The sequence below is a fragment of the Ruegeria sp. CDSB022 genome (assembly GCF_059611145.1).
The window spans coordinates 1-17,423 of the sequence record NZ_JBXWOZ010000026.1 but is presented as its reverse complement, the minus strand read 5'-3'; the positions used below and the strand labels follow the sequence as shown (position 1 = coordinate 17,423).

The 17,423-nt window shown below is 53.9% G+C and carries 10 protein-coding genes and 3 pseudogenes; 6 read left to right on the top strand and 7 right to left on the bottom strand.

What is annotated here, in order from left to right; translation table 11 throughout:
• Positions 1–216: 216 nt before the first annotated feature.
• Positions 217–642 carry a hypothetical protein gene (locus tag AC2FIZ_RS20205; protein WP_142640394.1) on the top strand — a complete coding sequence of 142 codons (426 nt, stop codon included), beginning with the start codon at positions 217–219 and terminating at the stop codon, positions 640–642.
• A gap of 467 nt (positions 643–1,109) precedes the next feature.
• Here the strand turns inward: AC2FIZ_RS20205 and AC2FIZ_RS20200 are convergent.
• Positions 1,110–1,217: pseudogene (locus AC2FIZ_RS20200) on the bottom strand (IS6 family transposase); the annotation flags it as partial.
• A 316-nt stretch (positions 1,218–1,533) separates the two neighbouring features.
• Positions 1,534–3,192 (bottom strand): AMP-binding protein, encoded by a 1,659-nt coding sequence (locus tag AC2FIZ_RS20195; protein WP_496791578.1) that lies wholly within the window; start codon positions 3,190–3,192, stop codon positions 1,534–1,536.
• A 681-nt stretch (positions 3,193–3,873) separates the two neighbouring features.
• Here AC2FIZ_RS20195 and AC2FIZ_RS20190 point away from each other — a divergent pair.
• From AC2FIZ_RS20190 to AC2FIZ_RS20180, 3 genes are all read left to right on the top strand, one after another.
• Positions 3,874–4,404 carry a TetR/AcrR family transcriptional regulator gene (locus tag AC2FIZ_RS20190; RefSeq protein WP_496791577.1) on the top strand — a complete coding sequence of 177 codons (531 nt, stop codon included), beginning with the start codon at positions 3,874–3,876 and terminating at the stop codon, positions 4,402–4,404.
• Between the two features lie 124 nt (positions 4,405–4,528).
• A complete protein-coding gene (locus tag AC2FIZ_RS20185; protein ID WP_142640397.1) occupies positions 4,529–4,942 on the top strand; it encodes an ester cyclase in 414 nt (137 codons plus the stop codon).
• A gap of 202 nt (positions 4,943–5,144) precedes the next feature.
• Positions 5,145–6,221, top strand: coding sequence for a DUF2652 domain-containing protein (locus AC2FIZ_RS20180; RefSeq protein WP_281973968.1), 1,077 nt, complete (start codon positions 5,145–5,147; stop codon positions 6,219–6,221).
• A 180-nt stretch (positions 6,222–6,401) separates the two neighbouring features.
• Here the strand turns inward: AC2FIZ_RS20180 and AC2FIZ_RS20175 are convergent, their stop codons facing one another.
• The 5 genes and pseudogenes from AC2FIZ_RS20175 to AC2FIZ_RS20155 all read right to left on the bottom strand — a co-directional run bounded on the left by AC2FIZ_RS20175 (position 6,402) and on the right by AC2FIZ_RS20155 (position 11,942).
• Entirely contained in the window at positions 6,402–6,863 is a 462-nt protein-coding gene (locus AC2FIZ_RS20175; protein ID WP_142640399.1) for a hypothetical protein, read from the bottom strand.
• 511 nt (positions 6,864–7,374) lie between these two features.
• Positions 7,375–9,435, bottom strand: a complete 2,061-nt coding sequence (locus tag AC2FIZ_RS20170) for an adenylate/guanylate cyclase domain-containing protein (protein ID WP_281973969.1) — start codon at positions 9,433–9,435, stop codon at positions 7,375–7,377.
• A 584-nt stretch (positions 9,436–10,019) separates the two neighbouring features.
• Positions 10,020–10,211 (bottom strand): annotated as a pseudogene (locus AC2FIZ_RS20165) (IS6 family transposase); the annotation flags it as partial.
• 362 nt (positions 10,212–10,573) lie between these two features.
• Positions 10,574–10,939, bottom strand: a pseudogene (locus AC2FIZ_RS20160) (integrase); the annotation flags it as partial.
• 145 nt (positions 10,940–11,084) lie between these two features.
• The gene (locus AC2FIZ_RS20155) at positions 11,085–11,942 is read right to left on the bottom strand and encodes a LysR substrate-binding domain-containing protein (protein ID WP_281973970.1); all 858 of its coding nucleotides are present in this window, start codon (positions 11,940–11,942) and stop codon (positions 11,085–11,087) included.
• An 85-nt stretch (positions 11,943–12,027) separates the two neighbouring features.
• On the opposite strand from AC2FIZ_RS20155, the gene AC2FIZ_RS20150 reads away from it, so the two are divergent.
• Positions 12,028–13,050: a permease gene (locus AC2FIZ_RS20150; RefSeq protein ID WP_281973971.1), complete on the top strand. Its 1,023-nt coding sequence runs from the start codon at positions 12,028–12,030 to the stop codon at positions 13,048–13,050.
• Positions 13,051–13,535: 485 nt separating this feature from the next.
• Positions 13,536–17,333 (top strand): hypothetical protein, encoded by a 3,798-nt coding sequence (locus AC2FIZ_RS20145; protein ID WP_496791575.1) that lies wholly within the window; start codon positions 13,536–13,538, stop codon positions 17,331–17,333.
• Positions 17,334–17,423 lie beyond the last annotated feature (90 nt).

Genomic DNA, 17,423 nt, shown 5'->3' with positions numbered 1-17,423 from the left:
GGTGCCCGAAGGTCTTCCTCTCAGCAATCGCCATCGCAGCTCTCGTCATCTATTGGCTATGAGTCCTGACCCTAGTTCATGCTGGCGGGGATAGGCGTCAACTTGAAGCCTTTTCTCAAAACCTTGACCTGTCAGCGCAATAAATCCGAACCTCAAATTTCCAAATTGGTTCCACCTACAGCGTATCAGACACGCTCTACCTAGAGGGACCAAGAAATGAAAAAGACACTGATTACATCCGTCACCGCATTCGCCATTGTCCTGAGTGCCGGAACGTCCACCGCTGGTCCGTTGCGTGACCATAGCCAACGCGGGTTTGCGCACAAAGTTCACTCATCAGTTTCGCAAACAGTCAATCACGCTGATGGGATGGCCAATACCTACCAAACCACCAATTCTTCCGGCTTTGGCTTCGCTTTACCTTCAGAGCGCCATCTGGGTCAAAATAACCTGTCCGCCACTCAGCAGTATCCCGCAATAAACCCGAATTGGAGCTGGGATTTGTCGGATGTTAATGTGATCGGAACTGATACTGGTGGATACGCAATCGAAGACGGTATTCGCCTGAATTGGGGTCAATTCAAGAAAACCAAATGCCTGGTCAAGTTGAAGAAGATGGTCGATACCTCATTGGTTCCGTGATCATTGTCGCGGCAGGGTTTGGGGTTATCATCGAGGGTTTTGCGGAAATTATTTATGATATCGCTTGTCCACTTGGCAATCTTAGCCCAGCTGAATGCTACTTATTCTGGAATGCGGGAGAATTTAGGTCCGGCTGCGATGTAATGCCGGTAACTGCTGCGCTTCAATACTGAAAGGCCACCCGGTATAATGGGAAGATCACCACGGTATGGACCGACCATGACCCAAAACCCCTGCGCCGGCTCACAAGAGACGGTTCAGGGACTACTGCGTCAGGGAGATCATGCTGGGGTGTTCTGGGTGGAAGCCGATATGTCGGCTGAAACCTAGAGCCCGGTAACGAGACGGCAGGCTCGGGATTTGCTACAAAAACAGATTGCAGCCCAAAGTAACTCACCGATCGGGACGTAGCCGGCTTTGTTGCAAAATTTTGAGCACGACGAGCTGTTTTAACGATCGGATTGGAGCTAGACGGTCAGCTCAGCGAATTGTTTGAATGAACAGAGTCCAGGCTTGAATTGGCCTTTGCGGATCATGTGCGCCACCTCGATACCTGCAAAAGTTGCCGTAGCCGACCACTTAATACAGCACTGCGTGCAGGTGAATGATAAGTTTGCGAGTGCAAACCAGTAACGATAATGGCTCCCATTATCGTTATCGATACGAACGGCCCAACCCGGTCATTGTGATTTTTCGCGGTGCGCGCTCGCTACGGAAGAAATGCTGCATGCGCTCGAAATCTGGCGCTGTGACGCGGCGATGAAACCGGCCATTGGTGCAGCGCAGCGAGGCTGGAACGGTCAATTCACACAGTGCGGACTAAGTCGCCGTTCGCTGCCCAGCAGAATTGCCATGTATTTGAACGACGAAGCTTGCCTTCGAGAGGCTAGATCAAGTGGCGCCGACACTCGCTTCTCGGAGCAGGAACCTTTGAATTTTGCCGCTGGGTGTCTTCGGCAGTTCTTTGACGAATTCGATAAGCCGAGGATAGGCGTGTGCAGAAAGGCGCTGTTTGAAATAATCCCTCAGCTCTGCAGCCAACGCCTCACTACCTTCTGTGCCTTCCGCCAATACGACTACCGCTTTCACTATTTCGGTCCGTTCCTTGTCCGGCACGCCTACGACTGCCGCCTCCGTCACAGAAGGGTGTTCAATCAGGGCGCTTTCAACGTCGAACGGTCCGATGCGATACCCCGAAGAGGTGATGACGTCGTCGTTCCGCCCTACGAAAGTGATACATCCGTGTTCGTCCCGCTCCACCGTGTCCCCGGTAAGATAGTATCCGTTCTCGATCGATTTGTTGCCCTTGTTCAGGTAGCCGCTAAAGAACAAGAGAGGTGAATCCGCGATGTTGACGGCCAATTGACCAGGCTCATTGAAATCGGCGATGCTGCCATCCTCGGCCAGAACCTCGACCCTGTATCCCGGCATAACATAGCCGGCCGATCCCGGACGGACCGGATGTACGAGCCCGTGATGATTATTCACCAGCATACCCGTTTCGGTCTGCCCATAGTGATCTTTAATCGGCGCATTCAGTTCGGTTTCGAACCAGCGGATGACTTCGGGGTTCAGTGGCTCGCCTGCGCTGCTGATGCAGCGGATCTGATCGCGCAGCTGTGCCGCGCGCTCGGTTCCGGCGGCGATGATTAGTCGAAACGCAGTAGGCGCGCCTGCAAAGTTAGTCACACCCAATCTCGAAATCACGTCATATGTACTGTCCACTGTGAATGGTCCCTCGACCAGAGTGGTTGCATGACCCAACAGTAGCGGGCCGATCAACGCATAGTATAGACCATAGGCCCAGCCCGGATCGGCAATGTTCCAGAAAACATCCTCATGCCGCAGACCGATCCCTTCGACCATGTAAGATCTAAAGGCAGGCAGAGCTTTTAGGGGCACGGGAACTCCTTTGGCGGGACCTGTAGTTCCAGAGGTCGCCATCATGAACATCAGATCATCGCCGTTCCGCAATATCGGGACGAACTCAGGCGATTGCGAGGCCATTGCCCGGCGGAAATCAATGTCTCCCCCAACAACCTCTTGTCGCGTGTCAGCAATCATCGCGACAGGCGGGCAACCTTCCACTTCGTTGAGCTTTTTGCGGTTCGCGGCGTCGGTCACAACCAGCTTCGCTCCGCTCATGGTCAAACGGTCCTGAATGGCCTTTGGCCCAAAGGCTGTAAACAAAGGCTGATAGGCCGCACCAGCTCGGAGGGCGCCGAGAACAACCGTCACAAGATCCGGGGTGCGCGGAAACAGACCCGCCACGATGTCACCGGGTTGGATACCTTGTTCTTTCAGCAAGTTGGCGAAGCGTGCAGCTTCATCGCGCAACTGTCTAAAGTCGCGGGTCTCATAGTGCCCGTCCAATGCAATCCAGTTCAAAGCCAGGGGATTGCCCTGCAAATGGACATCACAACATTCTACGCATGCATTGATCCCGTCGCTGAAATTACCGAAAAAGACAGACTTCGCGACGTCCAGATCAAATTTCTCCACCGCTTTGGAGTATTCTGGGGAAGTCCCAGAGTCAGAATTCGATTCCATCAAAACGTATTCCTCCAAATGCAGCCCTAAATTTCCTTGCACTCAAATAGGTCGAATTTCCACGTTGGAGATTACGCGAACATCAGCGCGCCACGAGTGGTCCATTCAGTCCCGAACCAAAGCTCGATTTGGCACGAGGCGGTAGGGCAACGGTCCAATGCATGGCAGATGAAATGGGAGTGAGCCGACGCTCGTTACAGAGATACCTAAACGCGTCAAGATTCACATTTTCGGGGATACGCGGCCAGGCTGTAAATCATGCTGCATTGCTCGTGCAAATGGTCTAGGTCAGGGCAGGCTCGTTCGACCATCGGAACTTTGCCTCTCAGCGAATTTCATCGAACCGGTCATTGAAGGCCGCGCTGGGATGCGAAAATTGAGCCGCGCATTTACTGCGGTTGGTTTGAACAATAAGAATGGCTGTCAATCCTGACGTCAATTTTAGAAAACGCGGGAGCATTCCCGCTACACGGAGCAATGACAAATCAACTACTTGCCTGCGAGTTGGAATTTAAGAGCGCACCATGCAAAACGTGGCAGTTCACGAAGATTCTACCCTGCGTAACGGTTTTTCCTGATCTTGCTCAGACGGTACGTGTTGCGATTTTTAAATGATCATTTTAATATACTCCGATGGGTAGACCAAGATCATATTCACGCGAAGCTGTAGTTGAAAAAGCCATGGGTGTTTTTTGGCAAAACGGCTACAAAGCTGCATCGATAAGTGACGTTGTCCGCGAAACCGGGCTGAACACGGCCAGCATGTACAAGGAGTTTGGAGACAAGGAAGGATTGTTTTCAGCAGCTTTGGATCATTACCGCGATCATGTTATCGGGCCGCGCTATCGTATTCTGATCGACAACCCTAACTTAGAGGGCGTCGAAATGTTTCTCCGAAACGTTTTTTTGGGGGCCGCCAAGTCGGAATACAAGGGCTGCCTGATGATGAACCACCTTGCGCAGAAACATGTGATAAGTCCTGAGGCCGCTGAACAGGTGGGCGCGTTCTGCGCAGAAGTCGAGTCATTGGTTGAAACTGCTCTTCGTAATGCCCAGGCGGATGGAGATATCGGGGCGGAAAAGGACACAGCGCAGCTTGCATGCTTTGTGGTTTTTTGCGTTCACGGGACCGTCTTGTATGGGCGGCACGACGAAAAAAAGCACGTGATACCAAACTTTTACGACTTGATCATGCGGGAAATTCGCGAGTGAAGTTCATCCCTCATTTATTTTAAAATTGATTTTTTAAAATAAATGTTCTAAAACTATCCCATCCAGATGGAGTTGAAGGCGACTACGCGCTGGACGTTAGTAAAACAGGGATAGGAGAAACACGATGAGTATTTCCGAAACGGCTATGGCCTTCTTTGATGCATGCGAAACAGGCAAAGGCTGGAACGTCTGCAAGACATACTGTCAGGACGGTGCCACTTTTACATGCGAAGCCGACGCATTGGCCGATATCTCGACAATCGAAGATTATACAGCCTGGACGGCGGGAATTTTGACCCCAATCCCAGATGGCAATTACGACATCACCTCATTCTCGACTGATCACGAACGCAACATCGTAACGGCCACAGCAGTATTCAGCGGCAAACAAACCGGTGAAGGTGGACCAGTTCCTGCCACCGGCAAAGAAATCGCAACCAACTATGCCTACGTTATGGAATTTGAAGGTGATAAGATCGCCCGAATGACCAAAATCTGGAATGATGGGCACTCTCTAAAACAACTCGGATGGGCGTAGTGACGTCGCTATAGCGGCGGCGCCATTTAGGGGCTGTATTGCGGGAACTTGGTAACCACTTCGGGCTCTCACCGGCAACTTTGCGTCTGAGCTCCAGCCTACACACCATGATGACCGTCTATGGCGCATTTGGACCCAAAGTGGTTTTGAACCCTTTGTAGGTCAAAATAACCGCGCCAAACACTCTTTTGGGGAGCGTGCCATGTCAACACAAACTGGATATCTGTTGATCGCCGACATTTCCGGCTACACACAATTTTTGACCACTTCGGAAATGGATCACGCTAATCCGATTTTGCATTCCTTGCTGGGCGTACTGGTCGAACAGGTGGGTGATCCGCTCCATTTCTGGAAAACCGAAGGCGATGCCGTTCTGGCATATTCAACCCGGCAGGATTTCCCCTCCGGCGAGACCTTCCTGACCATCTGCGAGAATCTCTACAACGCATTTGCTCTTCGTCGGCAGGACATAATTGCCAACACAACCTGTACCTGCAACGCGTGTGCCAATGTCGGAGGGCTGGATTTGAAGGTTATCACCCATCATGGCCAGTTCGAAGAAATGCAACTTGGCCCGGTAAAAGACTTTTCCGGCGCCGACGTTGTTCTGGTCCACCGAATGGCCAAGACGAACGTTGTTGAAGCCACCGGTGTACGCAGTTACGCGCTGTTTAGCGAGGCCGCTGCAAACGCCATGGATATCAAAGGCATAGTGGAACCGTTTTCACAGGACATCGAACATTTTGGCGAGGTTTCGATGAAAGTCTACGATTTGGCTAAATCTTGGGAACGTTTGCGTGCCAACCGCGAACGCCATTTCTTGACCAAGGAAGACGGAGTTTGGACGTTCCTCCATCATTTCGATGCCCCAATTGCAGTTGTCTGGGAGGCGTTGGTCGCGCCGGAACTAAAGCTGAAATGGATGAACCGTGTACAGGAAATCACCGTCGACAGCCCACAAGGGCGTCTCGGCAATGGGTCGGGCTATCATTGCTCTCACGAATTGGCGGACTTTTTCTATCGCATCACTGATTGGGAACCGTTCGATTATTTCTCGACCTGCATCCAGGATCCGGCGCGCACTGGAGTAAGCCTGCCCGAGACATATCAGCTGACGCAAACGAACACCGGCACCGACTTGCGATACACAATGGGTCAAGCGACGGATGCCGAGGGCAATAGGTCGGAAATCTCAGAACAGGAGGTTTCAGCGTTCCTGGCAGAATTCTGGGCCGCATCGTTCTCTGATCTGGACGAACAACTCAAGGCCTCGAAGTAAGAGCGCTTTGTTGGGACGGCTTACATTGCGTCGGCAACCGCGAAATGCTGCTCTCTGTGATGTGTATGATGTCTGACGCCATCACCTACCGAACATTGGAGCAACAGTAACGTTTTCCCATGCCCTGCTTCCCACGATCAATCCAACGGCCCTACCCGTCATAAACTCAGGGACAACATTTCACTCAGGGATTTCCACGGTTCCTACTATGTGGGTTCGCCTCAAAGGTAGTGCTTGGTACATCGACACAATGTCCGTCGTGGCTATGCCCTCGCCAGTCATTCCATCATAGCGCCCGGTTCCGACGATAATTTCCCAAGAGTTAGCCGCGCCTTTTTCACCTGCTTTCCAACGCATCGTGAAAGTGTCTTCGCCCTCACCAAAAATGCATATTCCGGAGATTGAGTTGGTCCCATCTTGGTAACCGAACCCCGATCCAAGGCATCGAGCAAGCCCGCCGTCAACAGGACCTTCGATAACTTCAAATCCTCCTTTGTTGTCGGCGATGTGGAAAATATGATCACCAAGGTCAAAGTTTTCCTGAGAAAGCGGATAGAAATTATTAAGCTCGATGCGTTGCTCCTCGGCACTGGTCGCAGTACTAGTAGCGGCCAAGACCGAGATCAAAATTAGGTTTTTCATTAAGGCCTCCTAAGGCTCCATTCACCTTAAGAGTATTAGTGAAATTAGCAAACGACGGGCATGTTAATTTCCGCTATTCATGAGCGCCCGCTCGTCTCAACCCGCCTGTATGTGCGGATTGTCCGGGAATGGGTGAAGCCCATAGACCTTGAGGCGAGCACCAACGGAACGCATTCTAAGAGGTGAGCCAAGGTTACTCAGATCTGCAGAAACATTGACAATCTGCGCAATAAGCGACTTCTGCCTGAACATACAAAAATGGATAGGACGGTACGGTATCCTGGCCTAGAGTTGGAGGGCACATTGGCCATCGCGGAAGCTTTTGAAATTTAGAGCCACAGGGTCGTTTTCCTAGACGGCCCAATCCGGACATTGGCTACCGGGTGGTGATGCCGCGGTCGCAACCCACTTTCCGGACATTCACTGCGAGCGAAGTCCCCGGCGCGCTGAGCACACACAACGCGAGACTTGTCGGACTTTCCCGAAGCCCCTTAACTTTAACGGAAGTTTCCTACTGGTTCTTGTTGGTGCTAGTAACCGCACGCCAGCCTTCCTTTGGCGGCCTGTCTAACAGGTCTTGGGCGCGGATCATCATGGCGATTGAGGCGGAGTCTCCGTTTCGCGCCTGGTCTGCGGCCGCGAATGCGGCAACGGCCTCTTCAAACCGCCCTGTCCGATAATGTGCAAGGCCCTGTTCATAAGCCTCTATCCAGGCAAATGATCCAAAACGCCCATCCGCCATCGCGATCAGTTCGTAGACCACCAGCTCTTCAACACGTCCAAACACGGTAAGCGTGTCCAACTCTCGGACCACGATTGCGTCAGCGGCCTGTCGCCTCGTTTCCGGCCCGACCAGGATCAGCGTTCCATAGTCTTTGTTGGCCCCTTCCAACCGACTGGCAACGTTCACGACATCACCAATCGCGGTGTAGTTCAACCGCTGCTCTGATCCGATATTTCCGACCAGAGCCTCGCCGCTGTTCACCCCGATCCTGACGCGTAGGGGGTTGCCGGCCTCATCTTCTATTCCGGACGCGCCCACGGCGGCGACAAGGTCCAGCGCTGCGCGGCAAGCATTTTCAGCGTGGTTGGCATCTTTACGCGGCGCTCCCCAAAACGCCATCACGGCATCGCCAATAAACTTGTCGATCGTCCCACCGTTTTGAGTAATGGCCGCAGAGGCTGCGCTGAAGAAGGGCTCCATCAGCTGGACAATATTTGGGCCAAGTTTTTCGGACAGCCCTGTGAAACCCGCTACATCGCAAAACAACACAGAGATCTGTTTCATTTCTCCGCCCGGCTGTATCTTGATGCCCTCAGCAACCAGCATACGCACGAGATCGGTGGGCACGTATTTTCGGAAAGCGGACAAACCAGCGGCCATGCTCGCGGTTGCCGCAGAAAGATTGGCAAGCTCAGACAGTCTGGAGGGTCTGCGCTCAATGCGTTCGACGTCAAAGCGTTCGATTTTGCCAAGATCTTCGGCGATGCGTGCCAACGGATTTGCGACAATGCTTCGGATCAGCCAGATCGCCAGCCCGGTTGCGACGATCACCACACCGATCAAAACGTATATCAAGTTTATCAGCGCTTCATCGATGCTCGACAGAAACGCCGCTTCGGGTATGACCGTGGCAACGCGCCAGCCGTAAAACCCCAGTGGAGTCAGCGCCACCGCATAAGGCACGCCGTCGATGACGACACGTTTCGTCAACGTGCCTTGGGCATTCGCTTGGGGATCTGCCAACAACCTTTCGCCTGAGATCATGGCAACTTCATAAAGCTTCCCTTCGCCCATGCGCGCCGGGGTAATCTCATCCGCTTCTGCATCAGGTACTGCAATAACTTTGCCGTCAGCGTTCAGAATAAATGCCGCGCCGAATTCGCCGGGGGCAAGCGTGGCGAGAAAACGTGACAAACGATCCGTTTCGATTGCAACGGCCAGAACACCTTGCCGCGTTCGGTTGACGTCTATCGGACCAGCAAAGGCGTAAACGGTTTTTTTACTATCCGGAAGGTCGTGCGTTTCGATCCACCCCGCAGAGCTGAGCCCCATGAAGTTTTCAAACCAGGCATGTTCGCGCGGATCATAGGATGTTTCAGTAAAGGTCCGCTCCTCGAACTGAATGTCACCGGGGATAAAGATATAGCGATCCTTCCGCAGCATTCGGTCGCGGATCCCCTTGTCGATTTCAATCATCTCAAGCCCGCCGTCACCTAGACGGTGCGACGCGAAAAAATTGCCATCGGGCCAGCCAAAGAACATCCATGAGATATTCGGCTGCGCCTGCAGTTGCGACAGAAAAACAAACTCGCGCTTGTCGGCCTGTCGCGTCGCGATGACGTTCTGAACAAAGATCGTGCGAACGGCTGCCCAAGCGGCTTCGGCCGACCTAAGCGTCACCCCCACCTCGATGCGGACAGTGTTCGCTATCTGGCCGTTGATTTCAGCTGCAAGCATGCGGCTATTGTCGCGCGCAGTCGTCCACCATAGGGAATGGACAATAAAGGTCGACACTCCGATAGACACAGCCACCAGAATTGACACAGCGATGCCCACGCTAAGTCGCACTTAAATCTCCGCCAAATTACTCATATTCTTCAGTATTGAATTGAGATTGCTAGGAGGGCATAACTTTTTTTGACCTATCCCGAAATCTCACGCAACTGTTAGGTTGCAGCAAAGCATTGTGTTGAAGCGGGCGCTTGAACATTGGCTACTGTAACTGACCTTTGCGATTTTGCCAGACGCTGTGTGCAAATGAACGGGCCGCCCGAACTTGCCATTGGCAGATATGTCCCACCACTGCGCTGCAGCTCATCAAAGGAGACATTCGCCGCAGCCACAAAATCGGCGGGTCTACGAACTAACAGCTCGCGAAAGGAATCTGCCGTTCATCTACTCTGCCCTTCCCGCCGCATATTGCGGGAAGAGCCGCCGTTGGCCCGAATTCGCAAGTTCGGTATGATCTTAGCGGCTTTGTCGCAAAATTCTCTGAAGTGTGAGGGCTGGTTGGAATTTACTAAGTTCATACGGTTTGGTTCGCAAACTGCTTGACCGGGCAGATTCCGACTCCGAACTGACCCTTTCTGATCATCTGCGCAACTTCAATCCCATCGAGCGTTGCAGAGGCGGACGCAGTTTCGCTACTGGCGACGTGCCTTGTCGGCAATCAATGGCGCATATTTGACGATCCAACGGTTCAGCGTCGCGTGATCAACCTTAACTCTGCGCTCAGCCAGGATTTCTTCCAGATCCCGATACGACACTGAGTAGCGCAGATAGAAAAACGCCTCGTGCAAGATCACATCTTTTGGGAAATGCGAGCCCTTGAATGAGATCGTCACCGGATGCTCCTGTCAATTTTGGGCTGGTCATTAATGTTGTTTTCTCCAGTGACAGAATAATAAAGTCTATTGAGAACCAGTACCGCCAACCACTAATCCAAATATATAAGGGCGCTTCTGGTTAAACGTGGCCTTTGTGCCGAATGGGCAAAGCATTGGTTTTTCACCCGTCGCGCAAACAAACCGCACCAGGGAATGGCGAACGGCATCTAATCTGATCTCTAAACGGCGGCGGCTGCTACCTGAAGGGTGCGTTGTGGGCTAACACTTGCCAGATCTCAGGCTTCAGCCCTGGATGCTAGCATTGGATCGAGTTGCCTTTCAGCACATCGAAGCCAGCCAACTAGGGTCAGGACTCATAGCCAAAGATACTCTGATCCGACCATCAGTTCGTCTTCCATCCATTTCTCGACGGATGTGCGGGTGCCTTCCGATATCTCAAACCGAACTGACTTCTGCGTCTTGTTCTGTAGCGCTGAGGCGCGTTACTTGATCTGGCCTGACGCCATCACATCCACAACTTTCATCTTCACAAGGTCGCAGCCGCGAAGCTTGCTGTCGATTGCCATATTGAACAGAGCAAGATCACGATGGTTCTCTGCCAATTCAAGCCGCACCCAGATTGCCCAGACATGCTTTGGTTTCAGTAGCCGCTTCTGACCGACAATGCGGCCCTTGTTCCAGGCTAGTCGAAGTGCGCGAATGGCAGGTAAGATTGGTATTTTCATGACTAATCCTCCGATCCGCCATGCCCTCCCAAAACGACGACCCGACGTTGACACAGGCGTCATACCACAGGATGCCGCGCCGCCTCCGATGTCAGGAACCTAGTCCGACCTGCCCATTCGACAGAGCGCAGCGAAAGTCAGCTTTTTATGGCTTGGCCATAAATGCGGCTCGGATCGCCTCCTTCATAGCGTCCTGAGGCCCTTGTTCTTTCGGCTTGCTGGATGCCATCACCAGCTTGGAGGCAGGCGTGTTTCCGAAGCCCAATGCGTCGTTCACCACCGATAGACCTGCGTGAAACGACGAGCGACCAAGTAGACCTACTGCAATCCCAGCTTCAACCGCTGCAATCACGCCAGAGACGCTCTGGCTGGAATATACAACGCGATATGGCTCTCCGCGGGCTTGCAATGAATTGACTGCCGCGTCGCGCCACCAGCATGCATGATCGAACAAGGCTACCGGAAGGCTTTCATCGATCTGAAAATTCCAGCGCGCCGACGACACCCAACAAGTTGGGTCTTCATAAAGAACTTCCTCATGGCTGGACGGGTTTTCGACCTCATAGACCGCAAGGTCCAGCGAACCTTTGTCGAGGGCCTCGGGAAAACTGGTGCTCAGAGCGCATGTGACATCCAGTTCGACTTTCGGATGATGGCGGGTGAAGGTCGCAATGATCGCCGCGAGTTTCGTTCGTCCGTGATCGTCGGGTATGCCCAAACGTAGTTTCCCGCTTACCGTGTTCTGGGAAATCTCTCGTAGTGCCGCATCGAGACGTGCCGTCACGTCCTGCGCGACTGGAAATAGCTTTCGTCCCGTGTCGCTCAGGACCACCCCGCGACCATGCCTGTCGAAGACCGGCTGACCCAGGATCGCTTCGAGGCGCTTGATTTGAAGGCTCGTTGCAGACTGCGACCGGTGGATGCGGGCGGCACCGTCTGTGACACTGCCGGCATCGGCCACGGCGATGAAGGTTCGCAAAAGATCGCTATCCAGGTTTTCCATTTGTTTTTCCAATATCGGAAATTGAAACTATGCGTTTCACAGATGCCTCGCGCCGCACTATTTTTCAAGGTCAGAGGAGTATCTCATGTCCGATCAGACAGCTGCCAACCGACCGCCCAACCGGAAACCCTTAGTGTGGGGCCTGTTTCTGCTTCTGTTGGCAGGTGTAGGTTTTGCTTGGCCGGAACACGCCGCAAACGCAGCAATGTTCGTCGTATGGAGTCTAATTGTCGTTGCCCCCATTGTCATTCCGGGCATCGTTCTAGCAGCTTGGATCATCGCCAGCGGCGCGGATACCCATATCGCTGGCGCGTTCGAGGGCAGGACGTTGCGAACGGTTTTGGCTGCATCGCTCATCGGAGCCATCACGCCGGTCTGCGGTGTGACGGTGCTGCCCTTAATGGCCGGATTGCTGGCAGCGGGCGTGCCACTTGCTCCGATCATGGCATTCTGGCTGTCCTCCCCAATAACTGATCCGGCGATGCTCGCGACAACAGCCGCGACACTGGGTTTGAGCTTTGCGATCGGCAAAACACTCGCAGCTTTCGGATTAGGCATATTCGGGGGCGTGATCACAGGGCTATTCGCCAAGACACCTTGGGCAATGAGCGCGCTTCGAGACAATGGTCTTGCGCGCCAACTGAGTGCCGCACGATGCGGCAGGGATCAACCCTTTGATCCATGGGTATGGCGGTCTGAGGCACGAAGGCATTCTTTCAGCAGACAGTTCTGGGCGACCACGCGGCTGATCCTGATCTGCCTGATCCCGGCATTTGCCGCCGAGTATGCCTTAAACGCCGCACTGACGCCGGGCGCACTAGCAACATATGTTGGCGAAGACAAATGGTGGGCAATACCCGCCGCAGTCTTCGTCGGTGCCCCGGCCTATATCGACGGTTACGCTGCGCTCCCGCTGACACGCGGGTTGATCGACAACGGCATGTCCGAAGGCGCGGCGATGGCTTTCCTTGTCTCGGGCGGCGCGGTCAGCATCTGGGGTGCTATGGCCATCGCACCGGTGCTCAAATTGCAACCGTTGATGCTCTATCTGCTGCTTGCAGTTCTGGGTTCGCTTGGGGCGGGGTATGTCTTTGGGTGGATCGTCTGAGATTCAGCGTTAACGGGAAGCAGACGTTCAGCAACCGGCAGCTTCGTCCGCAATGTGTGAGTACGAGCAGCGCCAAAATTTGCACTTGCAGCGAATGACCGAAATGCGGGCTGCGTCCGCAGAATGCCAGCGGGGTGTTGAATGCCTTTTATGGGCCGCTCAGTGCTTTTTGGCCGCGTGCGCGGTAAAATTGCACAATAACCAGTTCTTCACGTCAGAGCTGTGCGGCATTTTGCACTTGGCACCGTGCGGAAGGAGTGCGGTGTTCATTGCTGTTAATGCCTCCGAGCGGCGACGCCCTAGGTGGCACCTGATTGACATTTTGGGTATTTTGGCGCAAAATAAAAGCATATTTAAACAGCATTAACACTATTCCAAATTTGCAAATCACACTTGGTCGAGATTGGTGTAAAGCGTCCTATTTGGCGCAATTCCCAAGAGAAATTGACAGAAGTTCATTTTTAAAACGGAGGCTTACTTTAGCTATGTCCAGTCTTATTCAATCTGTTTTCGGTCGTGTCACCCAACAGGAGAACGGTCAGCCCGTACACGGTATATTGGTCAAGATTCAGGCGGTATTTGGGGATGGCTGGCGCAAGCGAGACGGCTGTAAGATCGATCTTGGATGCGTCCTGACGGCCGCCGATGGCCGATTTGTGCTCATAGTGGATTCGTCGAAAATACCCGAAGACTGTCGATGTGCAGGTCCGATGGAATTGCGGATAAAGCTGCGCGACCGCGATGGCGTGCGCATCCATAAAGCCCGGCTCCAGATTGAGGATTGTTCCTGCACCGACGATATTAAAATCGACGTCGCCATCCCGGCAAAGAAGCTGGCGTGTCACCTGAGCCGTCCGCTAAGCTGGGCTGCACCGAATAAGCCGTTTTTGCCAGAAAGCGTTCTTGATGACATTGAGGAAGCGCTTGAGCTTGCGGATGCTGATCGGTTGCTGCGCAAGCGCACTCACTTCTTTGAGTGCATCCGCCCGACGCTTGCGATTTTTGACAACTCGCTTAGTGATGCCTGGAGTGTTCTGAACGGAGACGTCGCTGCCAAGGGGCGCTATGTGGATGTCCTCAATGCTCTTTGTGCCAAGTCGCCAACAGGCTGCGGCTGTGGCGACGCATCCGGGGATGATGCAGGCGGTATCTTGCAGGACATTTTTTCCGACGACTGCAATGATGATAGCTGTAAGCCCATCAAATCCAAACCCAACCCGGTGTGCTGTTCCGACCATGTCTGCCCGACCGGTAAGTCCCTGATCTCTGACAAAGACATGAGCTTGATGGTCTTTGCGGCCATGCATGTATCCTGTGGTCACAGACCAACAATGATCAAATACGTCGGCGCGCTGCTTGAACAACGTTGCCGGTTCCAGGTGTTGACCGCGCTTCATGAAGCAGCTGTCAACCTGATTTGCAAGAAGCCGCACGCAGGGCGTCATTTTAAGGATCTGCTCGAATATGTGATGTGCATCTGCACCGGTCAAACCCCTTGCGGACAAGTGCCTTGCTGTCAAACTTGTGTCCGCCAGCCCATCCTGGATTGCATCACGGATGCCTATAGAAACTGGTGCAGTATCGAATGCTACACCGTGACCAAGATCAACCCAGAGCGTGCCTGCCCCGGTGACACGGTTGCGATCTGCGGGTGCGGGTTTGGCGATATTGCGGGGCAAGTGCAGTTCACCCAGCATGGCACGATGAACCCCGGTCCGATCGCTGTGCCGACCTCGTGGTCAGACGAACGCATCTGCGTGATCGTCCCGTCCAGTGCAGGATGTGGTTTGGCGATCATTCCTCCGACCCAAACGATCAGCGTCTGCGATCGTTTCCTGGACTATCGAAAAAGCGGCACGATGTTGGCTGAATTCGAAGGTACAAGCGCTGACATTCTCAAGTTTATCGTCAAAGGGCATCAGAACGACGACTGCCTGTTACCCGGCGAGGTTCTGAAAATCCGCTGGAAGGTCTGCGCCGCTGACTCAGTGACTGTGCGCATCGTCAATACAGACACCGGCGCTGCCATTGCGCAGATTTCACCGGCCCCCGATCTGGGACGCTGGGATTTCGATCAGACTGACTTCGACCAAACGACCCGAGTGCGGGTCGAAATCGTCGTGACCGGTAAATGTAAACCTCCTACAGTAAGTCAGGGCTTAGACCTCGTTTTCCAGAACCCGCCGGATCTATCCATCGACGGGGTCGAGGTAACGCAGGCGATTCAGTATTTCCGAGCCAACCAGCATCTGACTGATCCAGCTGACCGCGGCCCGGACAACTCCCTTCAACTTGTTGCCAATAAATCGGCCTGGGTGCGGACATATCTGCGCAGTGGGCAGGATCCGAATTTCGATAATGGGCAGCTCGGCAATGTCAGTGGCACACTTCAAGTGGAACGCCGGGTTGGTGGGATCTGGTCCACGGTGGCCAATATCGTTCCGACCAATGCCCCGGTGACAGCGCAAGACAGTTTCTCAAGCTACGACGCAGAGAGACGCGACATTGATGCGACGCTGAACTTCATTATCCCTGCCAACGTAATGACCGGGCTCTTGCGCCTTTCTATCACTGTCTCGTCGCCAGACGATTGCTATGGAGGCAGCGGCACGGCCCAACAGCTTGTTGATGTCGATCTTGAGCAAGAGTTGCGCGTTGCAGCCGTCACAATTGGCTATAACGGTCCACCGATGGGCGGCGGCGCCAATATTACCTTGCCTGCCCCCAACGCAGCACAAGTTGCCGCTGATACCAGCTTTGCCCTTCGGGTTTTCCCGGTAGGCAGTACGCCCAATGTGCGTATCATCGACAGTCAGACAACAACACAAGGTCTGACAAACAACAATTTCCCAGCGGGGGGATGCGATCCCAACTGGACGCCGATCCTGAATTTCGTGGCTAACGCGCGCACGAATGACGGTAATCAGGGCGATTGGCTTTACTATGGACTGGTCAATGCGGCGATCCCGCGCTCGCATGGCAACACAGGATGCGCCAGCGGCGGCAACGGCGCTGGCTTGTCCGGTAGCCCGGTCACGTTGGCGCATGAGTTGGGCCATCAGGCGGGTTTACCACATGCCCCATGTGGCACGGTCGGCACGCCAAACGCGAGCTACCCGCTTTACGAGCCTTACGATACCGGCATGACAACGACCGATAGCAATGGCAACACTGTCTATTCGGATGCGAGCATCGGCGAATACGGCCTCGACACAAATGACGGGACAATACACCGGCCAGCCAACAGTGAGGATCTGATGGGTTATTGCGGCCCCCGGTGGGTCTCGATCTTTACGCATAACTATATGCTGAACCGCGCCGAATTTGACCCGGTGGCTCTGGCAACGGGCGTGTCTGGCGGCAATTCGGTGGGGGCAGGCGCCATGGAAGTCGACAGGCAAGACCAGATGCGTCCTTTCGTGACGATCGTGGGTGAGGTCGGCAAAGACATGCAGGTCTCGGTCGCAAGCCTCGTACGGGTTCCAACCCGGCCCTTGCGGATGTCTGGCGCGCGTACCGATCTAGTTTTGCAGTTGATCGGGGACAAGGACGAGGTGATCTCATCTGCGCCGGTGTTCACAATGGATAATCACGACGCCAATGGCGATGGCTGCGGTTGCGGCGGAGGCGATAAAAAGGATCCGCCTAAACCGCCGTATAGTTTCATTGCGGCAATGGGCGATGTCGGCTCTGGAATTGCTATCCGCATCTGCCAGGGGGACGCAGTCATATGGGAGCGCAAGCGACCGACACGGCCGGTTAAATTGGCTTCGGCTGAAGCCAGCATTGGCAAGTCTGGTCTAAAAGTTTCCTGGAAAACGACCGGTGCCAAGCGTGGTTACGATCCCGATATTTGGCTGCAATGGTCTTCTGATGGTGAACGCTGGAACGGGCTCAGGGTTGGTGCGAGAGGTAACAGCGTTGAGATCGACCCCAACACCATTCCGGTCGACAAGGTTTGGATTAGGGTCCTTGCTCATGACGGTTACTTCACCGCAACGGCAGACACCAAGCAAGTTAAACTGCCACCAGCGCCACCCGAACTCGCCATTATTCACCCCTCTGAGGGGCAAGTGGTGCGCCCGGACCGACCGCTGCATCTCTGGGGTACATTCACTGGCCGCACCGAAGCAAAATCCGTTGAATGGTATCTGGACGGCAAGAAGGTCGCCAAAGATCTGGATGCTTGGATCGATGTACCCAAGCCAGGTGACCATGTGGCGGAGCTGCGCGTTAAAGGCGCAAACCCGGTAACTGTCAAGTTTTCTACAGGTGAGCGCTAGGGTCAGGCCCCACTGATTTCCGTTTTGCGGCGTGATTCACGGTTCAAAAACGAGCGGTGAACATGTCTGATCTCTTCTGGCTTACGGATG